At 44.6% G+C, this 23,149-nt stretch carries 22 protein-coding genes; all 22 read left to right on the top strand.

The window, feature by feature from the left end:
- Nucleotides 1–7: 7 nt before the first annotated feature.
- The 22 genes from mce to lpxB all read left to right on the top strand — a co-directional run bounded on the left by mce (nucleotide 8) and on the right by lpxB (nucleotide 23,140).
- A complete protein-coding gene (gene mce, locus BKB51_RS06255) occupies nucleotides 8–412 on the top strand; it encodes a methylmalonyl-CoA epimerase (RefSeq protein WP_085900282.1) in 405 nt (134 codons plus the stop codon).
- Nucleotides 413–430: 18 nt separating this feature from the next.
- Entirely contained in the window at nucleotides 431–673 is a 243-nt protein-coding gene (locus tag BKB51_RS06250) for a DUF1467 family protein (RefSeq protein WP_085900281.1), read from the top strand.
- Nucleotides 674–933: 260 nt separating this feature from the next.
- Nucleotides 934–1,344: a hypothetical protein gene (locus BKB51_RS06245; protein ID WP_125911803.1), complete on the top strand. Its 411-nt coding sequence runs from the start codon at nucleotides 934–936 to the stop codon at nucleotides 1,342–1,344.
- A gap of 173 nt (nucleotides 1,345–1,517) precedes the next feature.
- A complete protein-coding gene (proS, locus tag BKB51_RS06240) occupies nucleotides 1,518–2,837 on the top strand; it encodes a proline--tRNA ligase (protein ID WP_085900279.1) in 1,320 nt (439 codons plus the stop codon).
- Nucleotides 2,838–2,862: 25 nt separating this feature from the next.
- Nucleotides 2,863–4,107 (top strand): lipoprotein-releasing ABC transporter permease subunit, encoded by a 1,245-nt coding sequence (locus BKB51_RS06235; protein ID WP_085900278.1) that lies wholly within the window; start codon nucleotides 2,863–2,865, stop codon nucleotides 4,105–4,107.
- Nucleotides 4,100–4,780 carry an ABC transporter ATP-binding protein gene (locus tag BKB51_RS06230; RefSeq protein ID WP_085900277.1) on the top strand — a complete coding sequence of 227 codons (681 nt, stop codon included), beginning with the start codon at nucleotides 4,100–4,102 and terminating at the stop codon, nucleotides 4,778–4,780. Before BKB51_RS06235 ends, BKB51_RS06230 begins: the two co-directional genes overlap by 8 nt.
- A gap of 190 nt (nucleotides 4,781–4,970) precedes the next feature.
- Nucleotides 4,971–8,456 carry a DNA polymerase III subunit alpha gene (dnaE, locus tag BKB51_RS06225; RefSeq protein WP_085900276.1) on the top strand — a complete coding sequence of 1,162 codons (3,486 nt, stop codon included), beginning with the start codon at nucleotides 4,971–4,973 and terminating at the stop codon, nucleotides 8,454–8,456.
- A 218-nt stretch (nucleotides 8,457–8,674) separates the two neighbouring features.
- Nucleotides 8,675–9,508, top strand: coding sequence for a 30S ribosomal protein S2 (gene rpsB / locus BKB51_RS06220; RefSeq protein WP_085900841.1), 834 nt, complete (start codon nucleotides 8,675–8,677; stop codon nucleotides 9,506–9,508).
- 96 nt (nucleotides 9,509–9,604) lie between these two features.
- Complete coding sequence (tsf, locus tag BKB51_RS06215; RefSeq protein WP_085900275.1) at nucleotides 9,605–10,531, top strand: translation elongation factor Ts; 927 nt, start codon at nucleotides 9,605–9,607, stop codon at nucleotides 10,529–10,531.
- Nucleotides 10,532–10,708: 177 nt separating this feature from the next.
- Nucleotides 10,709–11,425: a UMP kinase gene (pyrH, locus tag BKB51_RS06210; protein ID WP_198946664.1), complete on the top strand. Its 717-nt coding sequence runs from the start codon at nucleotides 10,709–10,711 to the stop codon at nucleotides 11,423–11,425.
- Nucleotides 11,426–11,478: 53 nt separating this feature from the next.
- Nucleotides 11,479–12,000, top strand: coding sequence for a ribosome recycling factor (frr, locus tag BKB51_RS06205; RefSeq protein WP_218043992.1), 522 nt, complete (start codon nucleotides 11,479–11,481; stop codon nucleotides 11,998–12,000).
- Nucleotides 12,001–12,026: 26 nt separating this feature from the next.
- The gene (locus BKB51_RS06200; RefSeq protein WP_085900274.1) at nucleotides 12,027–12,743 is read left to right on the top strand and encodes an isoprenyl transferase; all 717 of its coding nucleotides are present in this window, start codon (nucleotides 12,027–12,029) and stop codon (nucleotides 12,741–12,743) included.
- Nucleotides 12,706–13,530 carry a phosphatidate cytidylyltransferase gene (locus BKB51_RS06195; RefSeq protein ID WP_198946663.1) on the top strand — a complete coding sequence of 275 codons (825 nt, stop codon included), beginning with the start codon at nucleotides 12,706–12,708 and terminating at the stop codon, nucleotides 13,528–13,530. Before BKB51_RS06200 ends, BKB51_RS06195 begins: the two co-directional genes overlap by 38 nt.
- Nucleotides 13,531–13,610: 80 nt before the next feature.
- A complete protein-coding gene (locus BKB51_RS06190; protein WP_085900838.1) occupies nucleotides 13,611–14,732 on the top strand; it encodes a 1-deoxy-D-xylulose-5-phosphate reductoisomerase in 1,122 nt (373 codons plus the stop codon).
- A gap of 114 nt (nucleotides 14,733–14,846) precedes the next feature.
- Complete coding sequence (rseP, locus tag BKB51_RS06185) at nucleotides 14,847–15,935, top strand: RIP metalloprotease RseP (RefSeq protein ID WP_085900837.1); 1,089 nt, start codon at nucleotides 14,847–14,849, stop codon at nucleotides 15,933–15,935.
- 55 nt (nucleotides 15,936–15,990) lie between these two features.
- Entirely contained in the window at nucleotides 15,991–18,279 is a 2,289-nt protein-coding gene (gene bamA, locus BKB51_RS06180; protein ID WP_085900272.1) for an outer membrane protein assembly factor BamA, read from the top strand.
- Nucleotides 18,280–18,291: 12 nt separating this feature from the next.
- Complete coding sequence (locus tag BKB51_RS06175) at nucleotides 18,292–18,837, top strand: OmpH/Skp family outer membrane protein (protein WP_158090163.1); 546 nt, start codon at nucleotides 18,292–18,294, stop codon at nucleotides 18,835–18,837.
- A 19-nt stretch (nucleotides 18,838–18,856) separates the two neighbouring features.
- Entirely contained in the window at nucleotides 18,857–19,885 is a 1,029-nt protein-coding gene (lpxD, locus tag BKB51_RS06170) for a UDP-3-O-(3-hydroxymyristoyl)glucosamine N-acyltransferase (RefSeq protein WP_085900270.1), read from the top strand.
- Nucleotides 19,886–20,356 (top strand): 3-hydroxyacyl-ACP dehydratase FabZ, encoded by a 471-nt coding sequence (gene fabZ / locus BKB51_RS06165; RefSeq protein ID WP_085900269.1) that lies wholly within the window; start codon nucleotides 19,886–19,888, stop codon nucleotides 20,354–20,356.
- The gene (gene lpxA / locus BKB51_RS06160; RefSeq protein ID WP_198946686.1) at nucleotides 20,353–21,141 is read left to right on the top strand and encodes an acyl-ACP--UDP-N-acetylglucosamine O-acyltransferase; all 789 of its coding nucleotides are present in this window, start codon (nucleotides 20,353–20,355) and stop codon (nucleotides 21,139–21,141) included. The genes fabZ and lpxA overlap by 4 nt, the downstream gene beginning before the upstream one ends.
- Nucleotides 21,142–21,969: an LpxI family protein gene (locus BKB51_RS06155; RefSeq protein WP_085900267.1), complete on the top strand. Its 828-nt coding sequence runs from the start codon at nucleotides 21,142–21,144 to the stop codon at nucleotides 21,967–21,969.
- Nucleotides 21,962–23,140, top strand: coding sequence for a lipid-A-disaccharide synthase (gene lpxB / locus BKB51_RS06150; protein ID WP_085900266.1), 1,179 nt, complete (start codon nucleotides 21,962–21,964; stop codon nucleotides 23,138–23,140). Before BKB51_RS06155 ends, lpxB begins: the two co-directional genes overlap by 8 nt.
- The last annotated feature ends 9 nt before the right edge of the window (nucleotides 23,141–23,149 follow it).

Here is a 23,149-nt window from a genome sequence, read left to right as displayed (position 1 = left end):
TTTTATAATGATTGGTCGTTTAAATCATGTTGCGATTGCGGTACCCGATTTGAATGCAGCGGTTGCTCAATACCGTGATATATTGGGGGCGGAAGTCACAGAAGCCGTTGATCAACCCGATCACGGTGTAACAGTGGTCTTTGTCAATCTTCCCAACACCAAAATTGAGTTCCTTTATCCCTTGGGTGAGAACTCACCGATTGGTAATTTTCTGGAAAAGAACCCTGCGGGTGGCATTCATCATATCTGTTATGAGGTTGATGACATTATTGTTGCACGGGATAAGCTTAAAGCAGAAGGCGCAAGAGTGCTTGGGGATGGTGAACCGAAAATCGGCGCACATAACAAGCCAGTGCTCTTCCTGCATCCAAAAGATTTTTGTGGAACCCTTGTTGAGCTGGAACAGGCTTAGGTCGAGAGAGTAGTAAAGATGAACTGGGTTACAGGTATTCTTGTTTACGTTATTATTTGGTGGCTGATATTTTTCATGGCGCTTCCCTTTGGTGTCCGGGCCGAAGAGAACCCTGAAGTTGGTCACGAACCTTCAGCTCCAAAAAATCCGATGCTTTTGCGTAAGGCACTGATCACCAGCGCTATCGCGGGTGTTTTGTGGGGCGTCGCCTATTACGTCATTACCAATAAATTAATCTCAATTGGTGAACTCGCCTACTAGTTATAGTCGCTTATCTTAATTCTTTCTCTTCGTTGTTTCATCGTTCATGTAGAGACATCTACACGTCTCTCTTCACGCCTTGAGAAAAATTAAGTTAAACAACTATATTACTAGTAAGTGATAAGCGTTATAGATTTATAAACGGCCTGTTGATATTATTATTGGCAAGCCGTTTTTTTGACTTATTTTCTTAATATGGTGTGATAATGCTTTGTTATCATTATTTTTCTCTGCGGAAATTTTTCTGTTTATTCGTAATAATGTCAATGTTTTCCTTGGGCATGGCTGCTGGTGTACATGCGGAAGTTAAGTCAACGGAAGATGGGATTGTAACGATTGAGGAAGAAGATTGCCGCCGTTTGATGGTACATCATCCAAGTGATGATGTCGCTTATACGCCGGGGGTCACCAAAAGAGGGAAAAAAGTTGTGCCAGCGGATTTGAACGCACAGCCAATCGTTCTGCCGGAAATTATTCGGATTCCAATTACTGTCGATATGTTTGAGCGCTATAATATTCCCGCGAATAAAGCCAATTTTGAAGCGAATGCCGAGATTGGTGTCGTTGAAGTACACAAAAATGGCGACGCCTTTTTCAATGGCCAGCGGCTTCAAAGTGAAGAACAGAGAGAGTTATCTCTGAAGTGTCAGAAAATATTAGACCGCGAGTAGTTTCGTGGTTATGACCTTATATCCTAAACAGGCTAAAATTTCTTAGGAAAAGCTTGTTTTTCTGTCATGGACAAGTGTCATTTCATCCCATATATATGACCGCATACTTTTCAGTCCTATAACTGAATTGTTCCTTATTTATTATTGATCTCATAGCATTCCAGGATATCCAGATGCGCCTTTCTGCTTATTTCCTTCCAACACTGAAGGAAAACCCAACCGAGGCACAGATTGTCTCTCACCGTTATATGCTGCGTGCGGGCATGATCCGTCAGGCAACATCTGGAATCTATTCTTGGCTGCCGATGGGTTTGAAAGTCCTTCGTAAGGTAGAGCAGATTATCCGTGAAGAGCAAAACCGGGCAGGGGCACAGGAAATTCTGATGCCGACTATTCAGCCTGCTGATTTGTGGCGCAAGTCTGGTCGTTATGATGATTACGGCAAAGAAATGCTGCGCATCGAAGATCGTCATGGTCGGGATATGCTTTATGGGCCAACCAACGAAGAGATGGTTACAGAAATCTTTGCCAATGCGGTAAAGAGCTATAAAGATCTTCCGAAAAACCTGTATCACATCCAATGGAAATTCCGGGATGAAGTTCGCCCGCGTTTTGGTGTGATGCGTGGTCGTGAATTCTTTATGAAAGATGCCTATTCTTTCGATATTGATTTCGAAGCATCCAAAGCCGCGTACAATCGTATGTTTGTGTCCTACCTGCGCACCTTTGAGCGTTTGGGGCTACGGGCGATCCCAATGGCTGCTGATACAGGGCCGATTGGTGGTGACCTCAGCCATGAGTTTATTATTCTTGCTGATACGGGTGAGTCCGAAGTGTTCTGTCACTCTGACTTCTTGGAAAAAGCATCTCCTTCTGCTGATGTTGATTACAGCGGAGATCTTCAGCCGATTGTTGATGACTGGACCAGCATCTATGCGGCAACGGATGAAATGTATGTTAAAGAAGACTTCGAAGGATCAGTTCCTGAAGATAAGAGAATGCAGTGCCGCGGTATTGAAGTCGGCCATATCTTCCACTTCGGTACAAAATACTCTGAGCCAATGGGCGCTTATGTTCTTAACAGCGAAGGTGAAAACGTTCCTGTCTTTATGGGGTCTTACGGTATCGGTGTTTCTCGTCTCTTGGGCGCAATCATCGAAGCCAGTCATGATGAAAACGGTATTATCTGGCCAGAAGCAGTGGCGCCTTATCAGGTTGGATTGATTAATCTGAAAGCCAAAGATGAAGCCTGTGCCAAGGCTTGTGATGATCTCTACCAGAAGTTCAATGCTGCTGGTGTTGATTGTCTTTATGATGATCGCGATACTTCTGCTGGGGCTAAATTCAAAGACATGGATCTGATCGGTTTGCCATGGCAGATGGTTATCGGACCACGCGGCCTTAAAAATGGCGTAGTTGAGTTGAAAAATCGCAAGACTGGTGAGAAAGAAGAACTAACATTGGAAGCTGCGCTTTCTAAATTAGGCCTATAGGATTTAGCGGGAAGAGAGATAGTTGATGGTTTTTGGTGCTTTTGAGCGCATGGTGGCCTTACGCTACCTCCGTTCCCGTCGTAAAGAAGGGTTTATTTCTGTCATTGCAGGCTTTTCCCTTGTTGGTATTGCCTTGGGCGTTGCGACCTTGATCATTGTGATGTCCGTCATGAACGGGTTCCGCCAAGAGCTTCTTGGCCGGATACTCGGGGTTAATGGTCATTTGGCCGTTGTCGGGGTACAGGGTGATCTGGTTGATTATAAAACGATCGCCGAACGTGTTAGCGCCCTATCCGGTGTGACAAGTGCGACCCCACAGGTACAGGGACAGGTCATGGTGACGGCCAGTGGTACAGCCACAGGCGGCTTGGTTCGCGGCATGGCACCTGAAGACCTCAAAGCACGTAAGTTGATCGCGGAAAAGATTGTCGCCGGATCATTGGATGATTTCACTGGTGATAATGTTGTTATTGGCGAACGTCTGGCGAGAAGCTTGCGTCTTGGTGTCGGTGATAAAATTACCCTGGTGTCGCCGAATAGCTCCGTCACTGTATTCGGTTCTATCCCCCGTCTTAAAGCCTACACCATTGCTGCGCTTTTTGATATTGGCATGTATGAATACGACAGTAGTTTTATCTACATGACACTTGATGCCGCGCAAATCTTCTTTGAATTGCCTGAGATGGTAAATACGATTGAGGTCTTTGTGGATAATCCAGATCTGACCAATGTAGTGCGTCGGGATATTCACAACGCTATAGGTACAGGGATTGTCACGAGGGATTGGCAGCAAAGTAACGCCAGCTTCTTTAATGCCATTCAGGTAGAACGTAATGTTATGTTCCTGATCCTGTCGCTTATTATTCTGGTTGCGGTTTTCAATATTGTTTCTGGCCAGATTATGCTGGTTAAAGACAAGGGTCGCGATATCGCAATTCTGAGAACGATGGGGGCAACCCGTGGAATGATCCTCAGGGTCTTCTTCCTTAGCGGGGCATCCATTGGCGTTATCGGGACGCTGGCCGGCTTTGTTCTTGGTCTGTCGTTCGCTGAAAATATCGAAACGATCCGGCAGTGGCTGGAAGGTTTGTCCGGAACCAATCTCTTTGATGCCGAGATCTATTTCCTTTCCAAGTTGCCAGCAGTTGTTGAAACGTCGGAAGTCCTGCAGGTCGTTGGTATGGCTTTGTTCTTTTCATTTCTCGCCCCGATTTTTCCGGCATGGCGTGCCGCGCGGTTAGACCCTGTGGAGGCAATTCGCTATGAATAAGGAAATGAAAGGCCTATCTCTTGCGGGTGTAAATAAGACCTATAAGCAAGGCGCGAAAGAACTTCATGTTCTCAATGATGTCAGCTTTGATATTAAGCCGGGCGAACTGGTTGCGCTGATCGGCCCTTCCGGGGCGGGGAAGTCAACTCTGTTGCACAGCGCAGGGCTTTTGGAAAAGCCTGATAGTGGTGACATTCTGGTTAATGGAACGCCATCTGCTTCCTTGAATGACAAAAACAGAACCGCGTTGCGCCGCGATACGATTGGCTTTGTCTATCAGTATCATCATCTCCTTCCTGAATTTTCGGCTGTAGAAAATGTTATCTTGCCGCAGATGATCACAGGACTATCTCGTAAAAAGGCACATAAACGAGCGAGTGAACTTCTGGATACCGTCGGACTTTCGGAACGTATTTCTCATCGTCCTGCGGAATTATCTGGTGGAGAGCAACAGCGTGTTGCCATCGCGCGGGCGCTTGCAAATGCACCATCTGTCCTTTTGGCTGATGAACCGACGGGTAATCTTGATCCGGAAACAGCTAATAGAGTTTTTGAACTGTTACTAAAGCTTGTTCGCTCTGTAGGGCTTACAGCTTTGATCGCAACCCACAATCACGAATTGGCTGGTCGTATGGATCGGGTTCTTCATTTTGAGAATGGTAAGGTTCGTTAAGTTAATTTTTTGATGTTATACTGTAAGTCTACGGCTTAGTATCCTGTTTTAAAACGGTAGTTTTAGAAAAAATGTAGAAACTCGATGCTTAATGGTGTCGGGTTTTTATTTTGCCTTTTCCAAGCTATTTAGAGTATAGCTGGTTCTGGAATTTCTACGTTACAGTTTTATTTAGTTTGAGAGTTTCTTTATGGCGTATGCCGATTTTGTTCACCTTCGAGTTCATACAGCTTATTCCTTGTCTGAAGGGGCTATTAAGGCCAAAGAACTTGTCGAGCTGTGCAAAAAACATGATATGCCCGCTGCTGCAATTACGGACAGCAGTAACATGTTCGGGGCTCTTGAATTTTCGCTGACGGCCAAAGGGGCTGGTGTTCAGCCAATTTTGGGAACGCAGTTAATGATTGCGCGTCCCGATGCTGATAAACGAACCGGCGCCATTGTTCCTGAACCAGATCAGTTGGTTCTCATAGCCCAAAATCAAAAGGGCTATATGAATTTGATGCACCTGATTTCTCATGCCTTTATGGAGACGGAAACAGGACTGACGCCACAGGTAACACTTGCCGATCTCAAGCGTAGCAATGAAGGTTTGATCGCTCTGAGTGCTGGACCAAAGGGAGCTGTTGGGCGTTTATTACTTGAAAACAGAACTGCTGACGCCGAAGCTATTTTTACACAACTGGCGGGTATTTTTCAGGATCGGTTTTATGCCGAGTTGATGCGCCACGGTTTAGCCGAAGAGCAAGAAATTGAAGATCGTTTGATTGATCTTGCCTATAAACATAACGTGCCGCTGGTCGCGACAAACGAAGCCTTTTTTGCTGCAGATGATATGTACCTCCCGCACGATGCTCTGATTTGTATTGCGGAAGGCGCATATGTTTCTCAAAGTGAGCGTCGTCGCTTAACATCTGAGCATCGCTTCAAATCTGCCGATGAGATGAAGCGGCTTTTTGCTGATATACCAGAAGCTATTCAGAATACCTTGGTCATCGCGCAACGTTGCTCTTGGTTTGTAGAGCCAATTGCGCCGATCTTGCCGCCATTTGACACCGGAGATGGTCGATCTGAAACCGAAGAATTGCGCCATCAATCCGAAGTAGGGTTGGAAGATCGTCTGGAAAAGCACGTTTTTACGGCGGATATGGACGAAGCAGAGCGTGAAGAGGTTGCCAAGCCTTATCGCGAACGCCTTGATTATGAACTGGGGATCATCAAACAGATGGGTTTCCCCGGTTACTTCCTGATTGTTGCCGATTTTATTATGTGGGCAAAGGAGCAAAATATTCCGGTTGGACCTGGGCGTGGATCTGGTGCGGGGTCTGTGGTCGCCTGGGTTTTGACTATTACCGATCTTGATCCCTTGCGCTGGGGCTTGCTGTTCGAGAGGTTCTTGAACCCGGAACGTGTTTCCATGCCTGATTTTGATGTGGATTTCTGTCAGGACAAGCGCGATAAGGTGATTACCTACGTACAGGATAAATACGGACGGGATAAGGTCGCGCAGATTATCACCTTTGGTAAGTTACAAGCACGGGCAGCGTTGCGTGATGTCGGGCGTGTTTTGCAGATGCCTTACCCACAAGTAGATCGCTTATGCAAGCTTGTGCCTAATAACCCGGCCAAACCAACATCATTACCGGAAGCCATTGCACAGGAGCCTCAGCTGAGGGAAATGGCCAGAACGGATGAAACCGTCGATAATCTTTTGAATATTGCGCAAAAGATCGAAGGGTTGTTCCGTCACGCGTCAACCCATGCTGCCGGTGTTGTGATTGGTGATCGGCCGCTTGATCAGTTGGTACCGCTTTACCGTGATCCGCGTTCAGATATGCCGGTTACCCAGTTCAACATGAAGTTTGTTGAGCAGGCTGGTTTGGTAAAGTTCGACTTTCTTGGTTTGAAAACACTGACTGTTCTCGAGAGAGCTTGCGAATTTATTCGATCTGCGGGAACATCGATTAACCTGAGCGAAGTTCCGCTGGATGACAAAGCTTCGTTTGATTTGCTCGGACGTGGAGATACCGTCGGTGTTTTCCAGTTGGAATCTACCGGTATGCGCGATGTTCTCAAGCGTATGAAACCCGATAGATTCGAAGATATTATCGCGGTCGTGGCGCTTTATCGACCTGGACCTATGGAGAATATTCCAAGTTATATTCTTCGTAAAAAAGGCGAAGAGACACCTGATTATATGCATCCTTTGATCGAAGATATCCTGAAAGAAACCTACGGGATTATGATCTATCAGGAACAGGTGATGCAGATCGCGCAGCAACTTTCCGGTTACTCATTGGGAGGTGCGGATCTGCTCCGTCGTGCTATGGGTAAAAAAATTCAGGCCGAGATGGATGCGCAGCGTAAGATCTTTGTTGAGGGCGCTGTTAAAAACGACGTTAAAGCCGCGAAGGCGGATGAGATTTTTGATCAGGTCAATAAGTTCGCCGGTTATGGCTTTAACAAAAGTCACGCGGCAGCCTATGCATTGGTTGCCTATCATACCGCTTATCTGAAAGCGAATTATCCAGTGGAGTTCATGGCAGCGACCATGACTTATGATATTTCAAATACTGATAAGTTAAATATTTTCAGACAAGAGTTATCTCGTCTTGAGATCCCTTTGCTCGTGCCGGATATCAACAAGTCATATGCGGAGTTCATGGTTGAAACCATGGAGGACGGCAACAAGGCGGTTCGATACGCAATGGCTGCTGTTAAAAATGTTGGTGAGCAAGCTATTGAAAACATCACGAACGAGCGCAATGAAAATGGCCCCTTCAAGGATTTGACTGATTTTGTCGGGCGGGTTGATTCGAAAACAATTAACAAACGCCTGGTGGAGAATCTCTCCAAGGCAGGAGCTTTTGATAGTCTGTCACCCAACAGGCAGAAGGTCTTTTTGGGTGCGGAGAACATTGTTCGGAATATTTCTGCAGCGGCACAGGAGCGAGAGAGCGACCAGGTTAACCTCTTTGGTGGTGATGATAATACAACTATGATTGACTTGGCTTTACCAAAGGTGCCGGACTGGCCTGAACTGGAAAAGTTGAAGCATGAGTTTGACGCGATTGGCTTTTATCTCTCTGCGCATCCAATTGATACCTACACTCAGATTTTAAAGCGCTTGCGTGCCGTCAATGTTGCCGACGCTATTGAGCAAACCAAGAAGTATAAAGGGCAGGGTGGCCCCCTTAAGATTGGTGCCATTGTCGTTGGAAAACAGGAGCGCATTTCCAAAAAGGGTTCTAAATTTGCCTTTGTGCAGATTTCTGATGCGCATGGTACGATTGAGGCCATGGTCTTTTCGAATGTGTTGTTAGCCAGTCGCGAAGTCTTGGAGAGCAACGTTCCTATTTTGGCAACCCTTACAGGAGAAGTTAAGCCCGATGATGACGAGCCTCGTTTTCTTCTTCAGGCGGTTACACCTCTCGATGATGCTGCTTCGTTAACTGATACAGGCCTTAAGCTTTATATTAATTCTGATAAACCGTTGGAACCATTGAAAACGATACTGGATAATCACGCCGTAAAGGGACGTGGGCGTATTTCGGTTGTTTTGGGTCTAAAAGATGGTCAAGAACTGGAGTTGGAACTCCCAAAAGGCTACACGGTATCCCCTTCAATTCGTCAGGCAATCAAAGCAATTGAAGGCATCGATCTGGAAGAGGTTTAATTCCTGAAATCAGTTGCTTTTCATGATATAAGTATGATGAATACATTTATGGGTGAGAAAAGACTTGCATCCTGTGCTCTAGGGGAGTATCACCCGCAACATCACTAAGACAACACGTAGGTCTAACGAGAGCAATTTGTTCGTCGTTTCTGGTGTTTCCATTCTGGATGGAGATTACGGCCTGCGGAAGTTTAACCGGAAGAGAAAAGGTTTATTCTATGGCGCTTCCTACATTTACAATGCGTCAGCTTCTAGAAGCTGGTGTTCACTTCGGTCACACAACTCGTCGTTGGAATCCGAAAATGTCTCAGTACATTTTTGGTGCACGTAACGGCATCCACATTCTTGATCTTGAGCAGAGCGTACCAATGCTCCACAAAGGTCTTGCCTTTACACGTGAAGTTGTTGCCGGTGGCGGTCGCGTTCTGTTCGTTGGAACAAAGCGTCAGGCAAGTGAGAAAATGGCTGAAGCAGCAAAACGCTGTGGTCAGTACTATGTTAACCACCGTTGGTTGGGCGGAATGCTCACTAACTGGAAAACAGTTTCTAACTCTATCCGTCGTCTGAAAGAGCTTGATGAGCGTCTTGAGAACGATCAGGGTGGCCTGACTAAAAAAGAACTTCTTAATCTTACACGTCAGCGCGATAAGCTAGAGCGCGCTCTTGGCGGAATTAAGGAAATGGGTGGCATTCCTGATGTGATCGTTGTTATCGACACAAACAAGGAACATCTTGCAATTGCTGAAGCAGCGAAATTGAAAATTCCTGTTGTTGGTATCCTTGATTCAAATTCTGATCCAGCTGACATCACGTTCCCAATTCCTGGTAACGACGATGCGATCCGTGCGATCAGCCTTTACTGTGATCTCTTCGCCGATGCGGTTATCGATGGTCTGCAGCAAGAGCTGACTGCTTCTGGTGTCGATGTTGGTGCTTCTGAAGAAGCTCCTGCTGAGCAGCTGCCTGAAGAAAAAGCTGCTGAAGAAGCGCCTGTTGCTGAAGCTGCTTCTGAAGAGAAGCCTGCTGCTGAAGCTGCTGCTGCCGAAGCTTAAGCTGTTCGCAAATGAACGATTGGAACGGCGGCTCCTATGCCGCCGTTCTCGTACTTGTGTCTATGTTGATATTTAATTTCTGAAAAGAGATAGAAAATGGCCCAGATTACTGCTGCTCTGGTTAAAGAACTCCGGGATCAGTCCGGTGCCGGCATGATGGATTGTAAAAAAGCCCTTGCCGAAACTGATGGTAACTTAGAAGGAGCTGTTGATTGGCTTCGTAAAAAAGGTCTTGCTGCTGCTGCTAAAAAAGCTGGTCGCGTAGCTTCAGAAGGTCTTGTTGCTGTTTCTACTGATGGTGCCAAAGGCGCTGTTGTAGAAGTTAACGCTGAAACAGACTTTGTTTCTCGTAACGAACAGTTCCAGTCTTTTGTTAAAGCTGTTGCTCAGCAAGCTCTGACTGCTAACGGTGATGTCGATGCTCTTGCAAACTCTGCTTATCCAGGTGGTGAAGGTACAGTTGCTGACGTATTGACGAAAAACATCGCGACTATCGGTGAGAATATGAGCTTGCGTCGCACCGCTTCTTTGGAAGTTAGTGAAGGTGTTGTTGCTTCTTACATCCACAACCAGACTGCTCCTGGTCTTGGTAAAATTGGTGTGTTGGTTGCGCTTGAATCATCTGGCGATGTTGCAAAGCTTGAAGCATTTGGTAAGCAAGTTGCAATGCATGTTGCTGCTGCTAACCCACAGGCACTTGATCGTGATTCTGTTGATGTTACTGCTCTTGAGCGTGAGAAAGAGGTTCTTTCTGATCAGGCGCGTGCTTCTGGTAAGCCTGAAGAAATCATCGAGAAAATGCTCGTTGGTCGCCTTCGCAAGTACTACGAAGAAGTATGCTTGCTAGAGCAGGGCTATGTTATCGATGGTGAGAATTCTGTCGGTAAAGCTGTTGAGCTTTTCGCTAAAGAACTTGGTGCACCTGTAAAACTAACTGGCTTCGTACGTTTCCAGCTTGGTGAAGGCATCGAGAAAAAAGAAGAAGACTTTGCTGCTGAAGTTGCTGCGACACTCGGTAACTAAGTAAATCACGAATTTGGCCGCGATCTTTCTGCCCATTGGGAGAGAGGTCGGGGCCATTTTTGTATTCAAAATCACTTGCTTCCACCAGGATTGTCTTTTTTCGAGCACATTTTTACGATAAAAAGAATGCTCAGATAACAGGATGATTTGGTATCGCAGTGGACAAAGGAGATCTCTGTGACAGACGCACCCAAATATAAACGTGTTCTTTTGAAGCTTTCTGGTGAAGCACTTATGGGGAATGGCCAGTTTGGGCTGGATCCTGAAACAGTAAATCAGATCGCGCACGATATTAAAGAAGTCGTGAAGATGGGCGTTGAGGTCTGTGTTGTTGTTGGCGGCGGAAATATCTTCCGTGGCCTTTCCGGGGCTGCTGCTGGTATGGAGCGCTCAACGGCTGACTATATGGGGATGCTAGCGACTGTCATGAACTCCTTGGCGATGCAGAATGCTCTTGAACAGATCGGGGTTGAAACCCGCGTTCAAACTGCCATTCCGATGGATACCGTTGCTGAACCTTATATTCGCAGACGTGCTGAACGCCACTTGGACAAGGGGCGTGTTGTTATTTTTGGTGCTGGTACAGGTAACCCCTATTTCACGACCGATACGGCTGCCGCGTTGCGCGCCTCGGAAATGGGGTGTGAGGTTTTGCTCAAAGGTACAAAGGTTGATGGTGTTTATTCTGCTGATCCAGTGAAAGATCCAACTGCCGAGCGCTTTGAAACTCTTTCCTATAAACGTGTCTTTACAGATGATTTAGGTGTTATGGATCATTCTGCTATTGCACTGACGCGGGAAAATAATATACCGATTATTGTGTTTTCTATTTATGAAACCGGTTCTTTCGCCAAAGCTGTTGGCGGCGAAGGCTGTTTTACTATTATTAAATAAGAAGGGGATAGGCTGTGTCGCAAGATGCCCTCATTAAAGATTTATCACGTCGTATGGATGGTGCTTTAGAAGCACTGAACAAGGAATTCACCGGATTGCGGACTGGACGTGCCTCTATTGCACTTCTTGACCCGATTATGGTTGATGCCTATGGCGCTTCTATGCCTCTTAATCAGGTTGGTACTGTAACTGTACCTGAATCCCGTATGCTTGCTGTGCAGGTATGGGACAAATCAATGGTTGGTGCTGTTGAAAAGGCGATTAGAGAATCTGGTCTAGGCTTGAACCCATCCCCTGATGGACAGCTTGTTCGTGTTCCAATCCCGCCACTTTCTGAAGAGCGTCGTAAAGAGCTGACGAAAATCGCAGGCAAGTATTCCGAACAGGGTAAAGTTGCTGTACGGAATGTTCGTCGTGATGGTATGGAAGCCCTGAAGAAGATGGAAAAAGATGGTGAAATCTCTCAGGACGAAATGCATAACTGGGGCGATGAAATCCAGAAAGTAACAGATGCTCATATCAAGAAGATTGATGAAGCAACTGCGCAAAAAGAAGAGGAAATCATGCAGGTTTAAGTCTGCATGATTGTTCTGATTTCGCGATGACACAAGGAATACCAAAGCATATTGCCGTCATAATGGATGGGAATGGACGCTGGGCTAATGCGAGACATTTACCCAGAGCATTCGGGCACCGTAAAGGCGCAGAAGCCTTGCGGGAGTTACTTAAGTCGGCAATAAAGATTGGTATTCCTTACATGACTTTTTACAGCTTCTCGTCAGAGAACTGGAATCGTCCTGAAAGTGAAATCAATGATATTATGGGATTGTTGCGCAGGTACCTGCAAAGTGAGCTGGCAACATTTCATAAAGCTGGTATTCGTCTAAAGGTCATTGGAGATCGCTCTAAACTCGCCGCCGATATCGTCCGGCTGATTGAAGATGCTGAGATGCAAACTCGTGATAATACAAAAATGACTGTCGTCATGGCTTTGAGTTATGGCGGGCGTCAAGAGATTGTTGAGGCGACTAAGGCTATTGCTCGTAAAGTTAAAGATGGCGATTTAAATAGCGACGAAATTACAGAAACCTGCTTCAGTCAGGAGCTGTATACATCGGACATTCCTGACCCTGATCTTCTTATTCGTACCAGCGGTGAAATGCGTATAAGTAACTTCTTGCTTTGGCAGCTTGCTTATAGCGAGATGGTTTTTATTGAAAAATACTGGCCGGACTTTTCTGAAGAAGATTTGATACTGGCTATTGAGGAGTACCAGAAACGTGAACGACGTTATGGATCCGCAGCAGAAACGGCCTAAAAAAAGCGACCTACTTGTACGGTCGCTTTCGTCTATTGTTCTTGGCCCGCCTGTTCTTGCTGCGGTTTATCTGGGTTCTCCCTATAGCGATGAACTTATTGTTTTGTCCGGTCTTATTTTAGCGTGGGAATGGGCTTCTCTGTGCTATCGACGCAAGATTAAAGTACCTGGATGGTTTCTTGTCGTCGCTATTACGGGGTTGCTGACGTTCAGTGCTTTTGGGTACACGGGCTTTTTTGTTCCAGTGCTTTTGTCTTGCGCAGTTGTTCTCTATTTGTATACCCGGTATGTTGATAAGAACTCTGATTTGGCTCTTTGGCTAACGTTAGGGTTAGGGTATTTATCGATCACAACATATTCTTTGCTGTGGCTTCGCAATAGCTATGAGAATGGTTTTGAGATTGTTCTTTGGATCTTACTTGTTGTTTGGTCTACGGATATAGGGGCCTATTTTTCTGGTAAGTCGATTGGTGGCCCCAAGATTGCGCCAAGTATAAGCCCTAAAAAAACATGGGCAGGTTTAATTGGCGGGATGATTGCCGCGGCTGTTATCAGTTATATATTTGCAGAATTTACAGAGCTTTATGATCCTCTTGTTCTTGGTGTTTCCGGGGCTGGTTTGGCTGTTGTTTCTCAAATGGGTGATTTTTTCGAATCTCATATCAAGCGTAGATTTGACGCAAAAGATTCAAGTAATCTTATACCGGGGCATGGTGGTTTGTTTGATCGGGTAGATGGACTTTTGGCATGCTCGCTTTTGGTCTTTCTTATTCACGTTGTGTATTAAAGCAGCTGTGATTATGTACGTTCATCAAACACAAGCCGTCGTAAAGTAAGGGTGCTACAGTGAAAAAATCCATAACTGTTATGGGCTCTACAGGGTCGGTTGGAACTAGTACGATTGATTTATTAAAGCGATCACCAGAACGGTTTGCTGTTGAGGCTTTAACAGCAAATAGAAACGTTGATTTACTTGCGCAGCAAGCTATTGAACTGAATGCCAAAATGGCTGTAGTTGCAGATGAGAAAGCATATAAGGATCTCAAGTCTGCCTTATCTGGTAAAAATATAGAAGTTGCTGCCGGTGAAGATGCTTTGTTGGAAGCAGCAACACGCCCTGCTGATCAAGTGATGGCTGCAATTGTTGGCTTTGCCGGGCTGGCGCCGACTTTAGAAGCAATTAAACGCGGGGCGACCGTTTTACTGGCAAACAAGGAGGCACTTGTTTGTGCCGGGGACTTGATGGTTGAGGAGGTTCGCAAAAATAACGCAACACTTTTACCTGTGGATTCAGAACATAGCGCCATATTTCAAGTTTTTGATTTTAAAAATAAATCTGGTATTGATCACATAACCCTGACGGCTTCTGGTGGACCTTTTCGATGCTTTTCAAAGCAGGAGATGGAAAGGGTTACACCACAGCAAGCTCTTGCTCATCCGAACTGGGATATGGGATCGAAAATCTCAATTGACTCAGCGACGATGATGAACAAGGGGTTGGAGCTGATTGAAGCAGCTTATTTGTTTGGTTTGCCTGAGGATAAGATAAAAGTTCTTATTCATCCTCAATCAATTATTCATTCTACAGTAAGCTATATTGATGGGTCGGTTCTTGCACAGTTGGGGGATCCAGATATGAGAACTCCCATTGCTTATGCGCTTTCCTGGCCCGAAAGAATGGAGGCACCGGTTAAGCAACTTGATCTGGCAGAGATATCCGAACTTACATTTGAAGCGCCAGATAACGATAGATTTCCAGCCCTTGAAATTGCCAGAGAAGCATTGCGCGAACATAAAACAATTGTTTTCAATGCTGCAAATGAAGTTGCTGTAGAAGCTTTCTTGCAGACAAGAATACCATTCTTGGGTATCTCAGAGCTTGTCGAAAAAGCTGTTCATACTTTTGATCCAATCAACACTATCACGCTGGAAACTGTTAAAATGCTGGACAAAGAAGTTCGTAATTGGAGTAAGGCACAGATAAATTAATTCTTTTGCGTGATTTGTTCTGCAAAAAAGCTTTTGAATAGGAGAACAAACGGCTAATATGCCGTGCTTCTTGAGCAATATGATTATAATGACAATGGTTACAAGATTTATCTAATGGGATTTATTACACCGCTTCTCGCATTTTTAGTGCTTCTAACCATCCTTGTTTTCTTTCATGAGCTCGGGCATTACTGGGTCGCGCGAAAGAACGGTGTAAAGGTTGACGTTTTTTCTGTTGGTTTTGGCCCCGAACTGTTCGGGTTTTATGATAAAAACCAGACACGCTGGAAATTCAGCATTATTCCCTTGGGCGGATACGTGAAGATGTATGGGGATGCGGATGTTAGCAGCTCAACATCTGCCGGAAATTCCGATTTATCGCCTGAAGAACTTGCAACAACTTTCAAAGCTAAATCTGTTGGTCAGCGCGCTGCGATTGTTGCTGCAGGGCCAATAGCTAATTTCATTCTGGCGATTGTTCTTTTGACAGGATTATACAGTTTTGTCGGACAACCTTATTCCGCAGCAATTGTTGCAAAGGTTATGGAAAATAGTGCTGCTGAAGCTGCTGGTTTTCAGGCGAATGATAAGATTGTAGAAGCTGCGGGCACAGAGATAGATCGTTTCGAACAGCTACAGCGACTTGTACAATTAGGGTCTGGGGATCCAATCAATGTTGTTGTTGAGAGACATAATGAACTCGTTCATCTGACTGTTCAGCCAAAGGTTGATATCTATACAGATCACAATGGTCGGGAAGCTAAGCGCTGGTTGATTGGGATCTTAAGTGATCGATCTTCGTTGAAGACCCATGGGTTTATATCTGCAGTTGGTGCCGCCGTAGTTGAAACCTACGATGTTTCTGTTGGAACGTTTAAAGCTATCGGGCAAATGTTCAGTGGCCATCGCTCTGTTGAAGAGCTTGGAGGGCCGATTCAAATCGCAAAAATGTCAGGTATGGCCGCTGAAGCGGGAATAGAGTACTACATTGGTTTGATGGCAATGTTGTCTATTAATTTGGGGCTCTTAAACTTACTACCAGTTCCGATGTTGGATGGCGGGCATCTCCTTTTTTATATGATTGAAGCAGTTTCTGGAAAGCCGTTAAATGAACGTGCTCAAGAATATTGTTTCCGAATTGGACTGGCTCTGGTATTGAGCTTAATGTTATTTGTGACCTGGAACGATTTATGGATTATATAAATCGTTCTAAATCTGCTTGTGAAATCAAGTTCATGCGGGTTACCCGGGGGTAAATGTGTTTCGTAAGACGCTTTTTTCGCTATTAATTGGGGGACTATTTCTGGCCGTAGAAGCTGGAAATAGCCAAAGAGTTTTTGCTCAGGCGCTTATGTCTGGTGGTACTATCGACAACATTATTGTCGAGGGAACACAGCGTATCGAGCCTGAATCTGTCCGTTCTTATATGGAAGTTAACCCCGGCGATACTTTCGACCCAATCCTTTTAAACAGATCCCTAAAAAGTATCTTTGCGACAGGACTCTTTGCTGATGTATCTTTGAAACGTCAAGGCGGGGATCTTATTGTCGTCGTTGTTGAGAATCCTATTATCAACAGGATCGCTTTTGAGGGAAATCAACGTATCAAAGATGACATACTTTCATCTGAAACGTCTCTGCGCGAAAGAGTGGTGTTTACACGTACAAAAGCGCAGGCTGACGCGCAAAAAATACTAGAGCTTTATCGTAGATCTGGTCGTTTTGCAGCAACTGTTGAACCTAAAGTTATTCAACTACCTCAAAACAGGGTTGATTTAGCCTTTGAAATCAGTGAAGGCGATCGCAGTTATGTGACAACTGTCAACTTCATTGGTAATAGAGAATTTTCAGATGGATCTTTAAAAGGGATTGTTTCAACTTCTGAAACAGTTTTTTGGAACTTCCTTACCGACAGTGACACCTACGATCCTGACCGATTAACGTTCGATAGGGAGTTATTGAGACGGTTTTATTTAAAAGAAGGTTATGCTGATTTTGAAGTTCAATCTGTTGTTGCAGAGTTAACATCTAATAGAGAATCTTTTGTTGTTACATTTACTATTTCCGAAGGTGAACGTTACACTTTTGGTACTGTCGATGTAGAAAGTGGATTAAAAGATTTCGATCCAACAACTGTCGTTGATAAAATTTTACCAGAAGAAGGCGATTGGTATAATGCCGATCTCATCGATAAAACGGTTGATAATCTAACAGATGCTGTTGGTGATCTTGGATACGCTTTTGTTGATGTTAGACCTTTGCCGGAAAAAGATACGGAAAATAAGATAATCGACTTGGTCTTTAGTATTTCTGAAGGTGCTAAAGTTTATGTCGAACGTATTGATATTCAGGGTAATAGCAGAACTCTTGATAAAGTTATTCGGCGTGAATTCAGGTTGGTTGAAGGTGATGCGTTTAATAGCTCTAAGCTACGTAGATCTAGATCCAGAATACAGCAATTGGGATTTTTCCAATCCGTCAACGTAGATAATGAACCTGGTAGTACGCCAGACAGGACCGTTATTAAAGTCGATGTTGAAGAACAATCGACTGGTGAATTGGTTTTTGGCGCTGGATTTTCCTCTTCTTCAGGTCCTTTGGGATCAATTGGTATTCGTGAACGTAACCTTCTTGGTAAAGGGCAGGATCTTCGATTTAATATCGCGTTGGCTGGGTCGGGTTCTGAGGCTGATGTTAGTTTCACTGAACCTTATTTCTTAGATAAAGAAATAGCCGCAGGTTTTGATATCTTCAGAATTACCAGAGAAGAAGACAGTCTTGCTTTTGATGAAAAGAAAACAGGTGGCGCTCTAAGAATTGGGTACGATCTTTCTGAAGAGCTACGTCAGGTTTTGCGATATCGCTTTGAACATATTGAGATCGAGAATATTGATTCTGATGCTGCTGCTCTTGTTAAAGAGCAAGAAGGTACTTCGATCAAGTCGGCTATTTCTTCAACTTTGACATATGATAAACTCGATTCTCGTATTAGCCCGTCGGATGGATACCTGTTGACACTTGAAAATGAGGTTGCAGGGTTGGGTGGTGATGTTCAACATCTTAAAGTAACGCTCGGCGGGACGAATTATTATTCCTTCACTGATGATTGGATTCTAAAGTCTCGTGCTGAAGTCGGTAATATTATCGGGCTTGGGGAAGATACTCGCATTGTTGATAGGTTCTTCCTTGGCGGAGATAAACTGCGTGGCTTTAAGACTGGCGGTGTTGGACCTCGAGATCAGGCAAGTGATGATGCACTTGGCGGGAAACATTTTTATAACGGAAGTGTTGAATTAACCTTCCCACTTGGCTTGCCTGAAGAATTTGGTGTCAAGGGACGTGTTTTCTCTGATTTTGGTGCTACTTGGGATATTGATGGTAATGATTCTAGTGTTGATGATGCCTCCAATCCACGTGTTAGTTTTGGTACTGGTTTGACATGGTCTTCCCCATTTGGTCCTTTGGCTATGGATCTTGGTTTCGCCGCATTAAAAGAAGATTATGATGAGACTGAAATTTTCAGCTTTAGCTTTGGTGCTAATTTTTAAGTGATGAATTATATGAAAAAAATAGTAACTCTCCTTACTTTCTTGTTTGTTATTACTGGTGGTGCGGGAGGACAAGTTATTGCTAACGCGCAAGATTTGTCTCTCAAGATAGCCGTCGTTGATACAAAGAGGGTTTTTCAAGCTTCTCAGGCAATGCAACAAGTAAATCAAACAATAGTAGGGCGTAAAAATCAGTTCCAACAAGAGTTCCGCCAAAAAGAACAGGGACTATTAGCAAAGCATCAGGAATTGGTTAGGCAAAAATCTATTCTTGCGCCTGAAGTTTTCGCTCAACAGAAGGCTGATTTGGATAAGCAAGCTGCAATGATTCGTAGTGAAGCCAAAGAGCGTAATAAAAGTCTTACTCAGCTTAGAAATTCTGGATTGAATGAAATTAAAAAGCACCTTGATGCTATCATTAAGCAAATTGTAGATGCACGAGGATTGAATTTGATTTTTGCAAAATCTTCTCTTGTGTACACGGAAAGTACATTGGATATCACTGATGAAGTAATCAAAAAGCTGAATGCTTCTCTACCAGCATTAACTTTGAAATAATATTTGAGTAGATAGCACTATGGCTGATTCTCGGTTTTTTCTTAATGCGGGTCCTTTTACTTTGCGAGAACTTTGCGACCATGTTGGGGCAGAGCTTTCTGATGGTTCAAATCCAGACCTGGTTATCAAAGATGTCGGGTCTCTTGAAGATGCAAAAAGTGATGAAATCAGCTTCTTAGATAATAAAAAATATGTTCCTGCCTTGACAGATACATCAGCCGGAGCCTGTATTTTAGATAAAAAGTTTGCCGGCAAGGCTCCTGAAGGAGTTTCGCTTATCCTGACGAACAAGCCTTATAAAGCTTATGCTTTGATTGCTCAAAGGTTCTATCTATCGCTTTCTGTTTCATCAAATTCTATCCATTCAACAGCTGTTATTGCTGAAACAGCATCTGTCGGTGACAATTGCGTTATTTCCGCTGGTGTTGTTGTTGGTGAGAATGTTGAGATCGGTAGTGGGTGCCAGTTGGCTCCTAACGTTGTAATTCATGATGGTTGTAAGATTGGTGAGAATACTAGTATTGGGGCAAATGCGACTGTTGAATATTCCTTTATGGGGAACAGCTGTGAAATCCATTCTGGAGTTCGCATAGGTAATCGCGGATTTGGTTTTGCTATGGAACCGGATGGCTATGTTAACGTTCCCCAGCTCGGGCGCGTTATCATTGGTGACAATGTCGAAATTGGTGCGAACTCGACAATCGATAGAGGGGCTGGGCCAGATACTGTTATTGGCGATGGTACTAAAATTGATAATCTTGTACAAATTGGTCATAACGTTCAAATTGGCAAACAGTGTGTAATCGTTGCACAATCGGGTGTTGCTGGCAGTAGTGTTCTTGGTGATTATGTTGTAATGGGCGCACAATCGGGTGTTAGCGGGCACATTACGATGGGCACAGGTGTTCAGATTGCTGGACGTGCTGCTGTTATTAAAGATGTTGAAGCCGGGCAGGCTGTTGCTGGTACGCCCGCGATGCCAATTAAAGAATTTTTCCGTTTGGTTGCAATGTGGAAAAAACAGTTGAATACGAAGAAAGGTAGTTAAATGAGTGAAGAAGCTGTAACAACGGGTGAGGGACGCTCAGTAGGCATCCTTGAAATCAAGGAAATGATTCCCCATCGTTACCCTTTCCTACTCATTGATCGTGTTGATAATATTATCAAGGACGAGGGTGCTGTAGGCTTAAAAAATGTGACCATTAATGAGCCTTTTTTCGAAGGGCACTTTCCGCGTCAACCTATTATGCCTGGTGTTCTTATCGTTGAAGCCATGGCCCAAACCGCAGCAGTACTTGTTGTCGAAACTCTTGACGGAGAAGCTGCTGGTAAACTGGTCTATTTTATGACGGTTGATGAAGCACGCTTCCGTAAGCCGGTTACGCCTGGTGATCAACTTAAAATCCATGTAACCAAAACACGTAGCCGCGGCGCGGTTTGGAAGTTTGAAGGTAAGGCGATGGTTGATGGGAAACTTGTCGCCGAAGCCAAATTTGCAGCAATGATTATGGACGACTGATTGTGACTATTCATTCCACCGCTATTATTGAAGATGGTGCAACAGTTCATGAGACAGCTGAAATCGGACCATATTGTATTGTTGGTTCAAATGTAAAACTTGATGCAAATGTTGTCTTGCACAGCCATGTTGTTATTGCGGGGAATACCTCTATTGGCGAGGGAACCGTTATTTTTCCTTTTGCTTCAATTGGGCATCAACCTCAAGATCTTAAATTTGATGGTGAAAAATCAGAACTGGTTATTGGAAAAAATAATCGCATTCGTGAGCACGTAACAATTAACCCCGGCACGACTGGTGGTGGATTGGTTACGAAGATTGGTGATAACTGTCTTCTTATGATGTCTGCCCATGTTGCACATGACTGTATCATTGGTGACAACGTGATCTTGGTAAACAATGCGACATTAGGTGGGCATGTTGAAGTTGATGACTTTGCCATCATCGGTGGACTTTCGGCTGTGCATCAGTTTGTGCGTATCGGACGTAACGCTATGATTGGCGGTATGTCTGGCGTAGAAAATGATGTTATTCCCTTTGGCATGGTAATGGGGGAGCGGGCGAGATTAAGCGGTCTTAATCTGGTTGGTATGAAACGCCACGGATTACCACGGGATGACATTTCCAGCTTACAATCTGTTTTCAAAATGCTTTTCTCTGATGAGGGAACACTTTCCGAACGCCTTAAAAAGGCAAAAGAAACCTATTCTGACAATCCAACAGCGAAAGAAGTTCTAGACTTTATTGGTACTGACTCTTCGCGTGCTATTTGCCAACCAAAATAAATGTCCGGGAAGCTTGGAATTCTAGCCGGGGGAGGAGAACTTCCTCGGCGTCTGATTAAACTATGCCAAGATACGGGACGAGATTTTTATGTCATTGCCTTTAAGGGGCAGACAGATTCTAAAACGATAGCAGGCGTTGATCACCTTTGGTCCAGATTGGGTGCTGCAGGTGAAATCATTTCCAGGTTAAAAGAAGAACAGGTTACAGATCTTGTCATGATTGGTCCCGTCAAAAGGCCATCGATGGCAGAACTACGCCCTGACTGGCGTGCCTTGCAATTCTTTGCAAAGATCGGCGCGAAAAGTCTTGGGGATGATAGCCTCTTAACGTCCGTTGTATCTGCCCTTGAAACTGAAGGTTTTAACCTTCTGGGAGTGGACGATATTTTGCATGACCTTTTGGCTACAAAAGAAACCTATGGCAAGTTTTCTCCTGATGATCAGGCTCAGGCAGATATAATGCGTGGGGTTGAAGTTGGTCGTATGATGGGCTTGGCCGATGTTGGACAGTCGGTTGTTGTACAACAGGGGCTTGTTCTTGGGGTGGAAGCAATTGAGGGAACAGACGCTCTTATAGATCGTTGTGCTGATCTTAAACGAGATGCGGCAGGTGGTGTATTGGTTAAATTAAAAAAGCCACAACAGGAAAGACGCGCTGACCTTCCAACGATTGGTGTTGAAACGGTAAAGAGAGCCATCAAAGCGGGATTAAGAGGTATTGCGATTGAAGCTGGCGGCGCACTGGTTGTTGACCGGGATGCTGTTGTTGAGCTCGCCGATGAATCCGGGCTCTTCCTTATTGGTATTGAACCAGCTGATTATGACTGAGATTAAAAGAGACGTTCCTTTAATCTACCTGATTGCCGGAGAACCTTCGGGCGATCAACTGGGGGCGCGTCTTATGGCTGCCTTAAAAGCAGAAACAGATGGTAATATAAGGTTTGCCGGCATTGGCGGGGAGCGTATGTCCGCTGAAGGGCTGGAAAGTCTGTTTCCTATTTCTGAGATATCTGTGATGGGCTTGGCAGAAGTGCTGCCACATATTCCTAATATCCTTAAGCGTATCAAGCAGACAAAAGACCATGTTCTAAAAACAAAGCCGTCCGCACTTGTCACAATTGATGCGCCGGGCTTTAGCTTGAAAGTAAGCAAAGGTCTTAAAGGGAAATCAATTCCTCTTGTCCACTATGTCGCGCCATCAGTATGGGCCTGGAAACCGAAAAGGGCGGAGAAAATCTCCAAATACCTGGATCATTTGCTGACACTGCTTCCTTTTGAACCTCTGTATTTTGAGAAACATGGGCTAGAAACAACTTTTGTTGGGCATCCTGTTCTTGAAGGGCAGCAGTTGGCCGAGGTACATAGAGATCAAATATGTGCAGAGCTTTCCCTTGATGCATCTGCACCGATTATGACTGTATTGCCTGGTAGTCGCCGGGGAGAGGTCTCAAGGCTCGGACCTGTTTTTAAAGACACTGTTACTGAGTTAGTGAAGACACTCCCAAATTTACAGTGTGTTATCCCCACGGTTAAAAATGTTCGCCCTGTCATTGATGAATTGACGGAAAGCTGGCCAACACCTGTTCGTGTCATTGAAGGAGTAGCAGGTAAACACAAGGCATTTAAATGTTCTGATGTTGCTTTGGCTGCTTCAGGAACAGTCGCCTTGGAACTGGCGGTTGATCATGTACCTACGGTCGTTGCTTACAAAGTTGCCCCGGTTACGGCTTTTCTGGCGAAGTTTCTTTTGAAAATAAAATATGCCAGTCTTGCTAATATTCTGTTGGATCGAGAAGTCCAACCTGAATTGATACAGGAAAAATGTAATGTCCCTAATCTGGTGGCGCATCTGTCTTCTCTCTTTCATGATAAGGGGAAAAGGGAAGAACAAATTAATGGCTACTTAGAGGCGGTTACTATGTTAAAAGCAGGGGATGATATGCCGAGTACCAAAGCAGCAAAGACTGTTTTATCCATTATAGCGAAAGCTAATCATTAGTTATTTAAG

This window comes from Kiloniella majae (assembly GCF_002118315.1).
GTDB classification, from domain to species: domain Bacteria; phylum Pseudomonadota; class Alphaproteobacteria; order Kiloniellales; family Kiloniellaceae; genus Kiloniella; species Kiloniella majae.
The sequence above is the reverse complement of the archived record's forward strand: the minus strand, read 5'-3'. Positions and strand labels throughout refer to the sequence as shown.

Excerpts from the sequence above, each read along its gene's own strand:
- mce (WP_085900282.1), top strand. The coding sequence starts at position 8 with ATGATTGGTCGTTTAAATCATGTTGCGATTGCGGTACCCGATTTGAAT.
- BKB51_RS06250 (WP_085900281.1), top strand. The coding sequence starts at position 431 with ATGAACTGGGTTACAGGTATTCTTGTTTACGTTATTATTTGGTGGCTG.
- BKB51_RS06245 (WP_125911803.1), top strand. The coding sequence starts at position 934 with ATGTCAATGTTTTCCTTGGGCATGGCTGCTGGTGTACATGCGGAAGTT.
- proS (WP_085900279.1), top strand. The coding sequence starts at position 1,518 with ATGCGCCTTTCTGCTTATTTCCTTCCAACACTGAAGGAAAACCCAACC.
- BKB51_RS06235 (WP_085900278.1), top strand. The coding sequence starts at position 2,863 with ATGGTTTTTGGTGCTTTTGAGCGCATGGTGGCCTTACGCTACCTCCGT.
- BKB51_RS06230 (WP_085900277.1), top strand. The coding sequence starts at position 4,100 with ATGAATAAGGAAATGAAAGGCCTATCTCTTGCGGGTGTAAATAAGACC.
- dnaE (WP_085900276.1), top strand. The coding sequence starts at position 4,971 with ATGGCGTATGCCGATTTTGTTCACCTTCGAGTTCATACAGCTTATTCC.
- rpsB (WP_085900841.1), top strand. The coding sequence starts at position 8,675 with ATGGCGCTTCCTACATTTACAATGCGTCAGCTTCTAGAAGCTGGTGTT.
- tsf (WP_085900275.1), top strand. The coding sequence starts at position 9,605 with ATGGCCCAGATTACTGCTGCTCTGGTTAAAGAACTCCGGGATCAGTCC.
- frr (WP_218043992.1), top strand. The coding sequence starts at position 11,479 with ATGGATGGTGCTTTAGAAGCACTGAACAAGGAATTCACCGGATTGCGG.
- BKB51_RS06200 (WP_085900274.1), top strand. The coding sequence starts at position 12,027 with ATGACACAAGGAATACCAAAGCATATTGCCGTCATAATGGATGGGAAT.
- BKB51_RS06190 (WP_085900838.1), top strand. The coding sequence starts at position 13,611 with ATGGGCTCTACAGGGTCGGTTGGAACTAGTACGATTGATTTATTAAAG.
- rseP (WP_085900837.1), top strand. The coding sequence starts at position 14,847 with ATGGGATTTATTACACCGCTTCTCGCATTTTTAGTGCTTCTAACCATC.
- BKB51_RS06175 (WP_158090163.1), top strand. The coding sequence starts at position 18,292 with ATGAAAAAAATAGTAACTCTCCTTACTTTCTTGTTTGTTATTACTGGT.
- lpxD (WP_085900270.1), top strand. The coding sequence starts at position 18,857 with ATGGCTGATTCTCGGTTTTTTCTTAATGCGGGTCCTTTTACTTTGCGA.
- fabZ (WP_085900269.1), top strand. The coding sequence starts at position 19,886 with ATGAGTGAAGAAGCTGTAACAACGGGTGAGGGACGCTCAGTAGGCATC.
- BKB51_RS06155 (WP_085900267.1), top strand. The coding sequence starts at position 21,142 with ATGTCCGGGAAGCTTGGAATTCTAGCCGGGGGAGGAGAACTTCCTCGG.
- lpxB (WP_085900266.1), top strand. The coding sequence starts at position 21,962 with ATGACTGAGATTAAAAGAGACGTTCCTTTAATCTACCTGATTGCCGGA.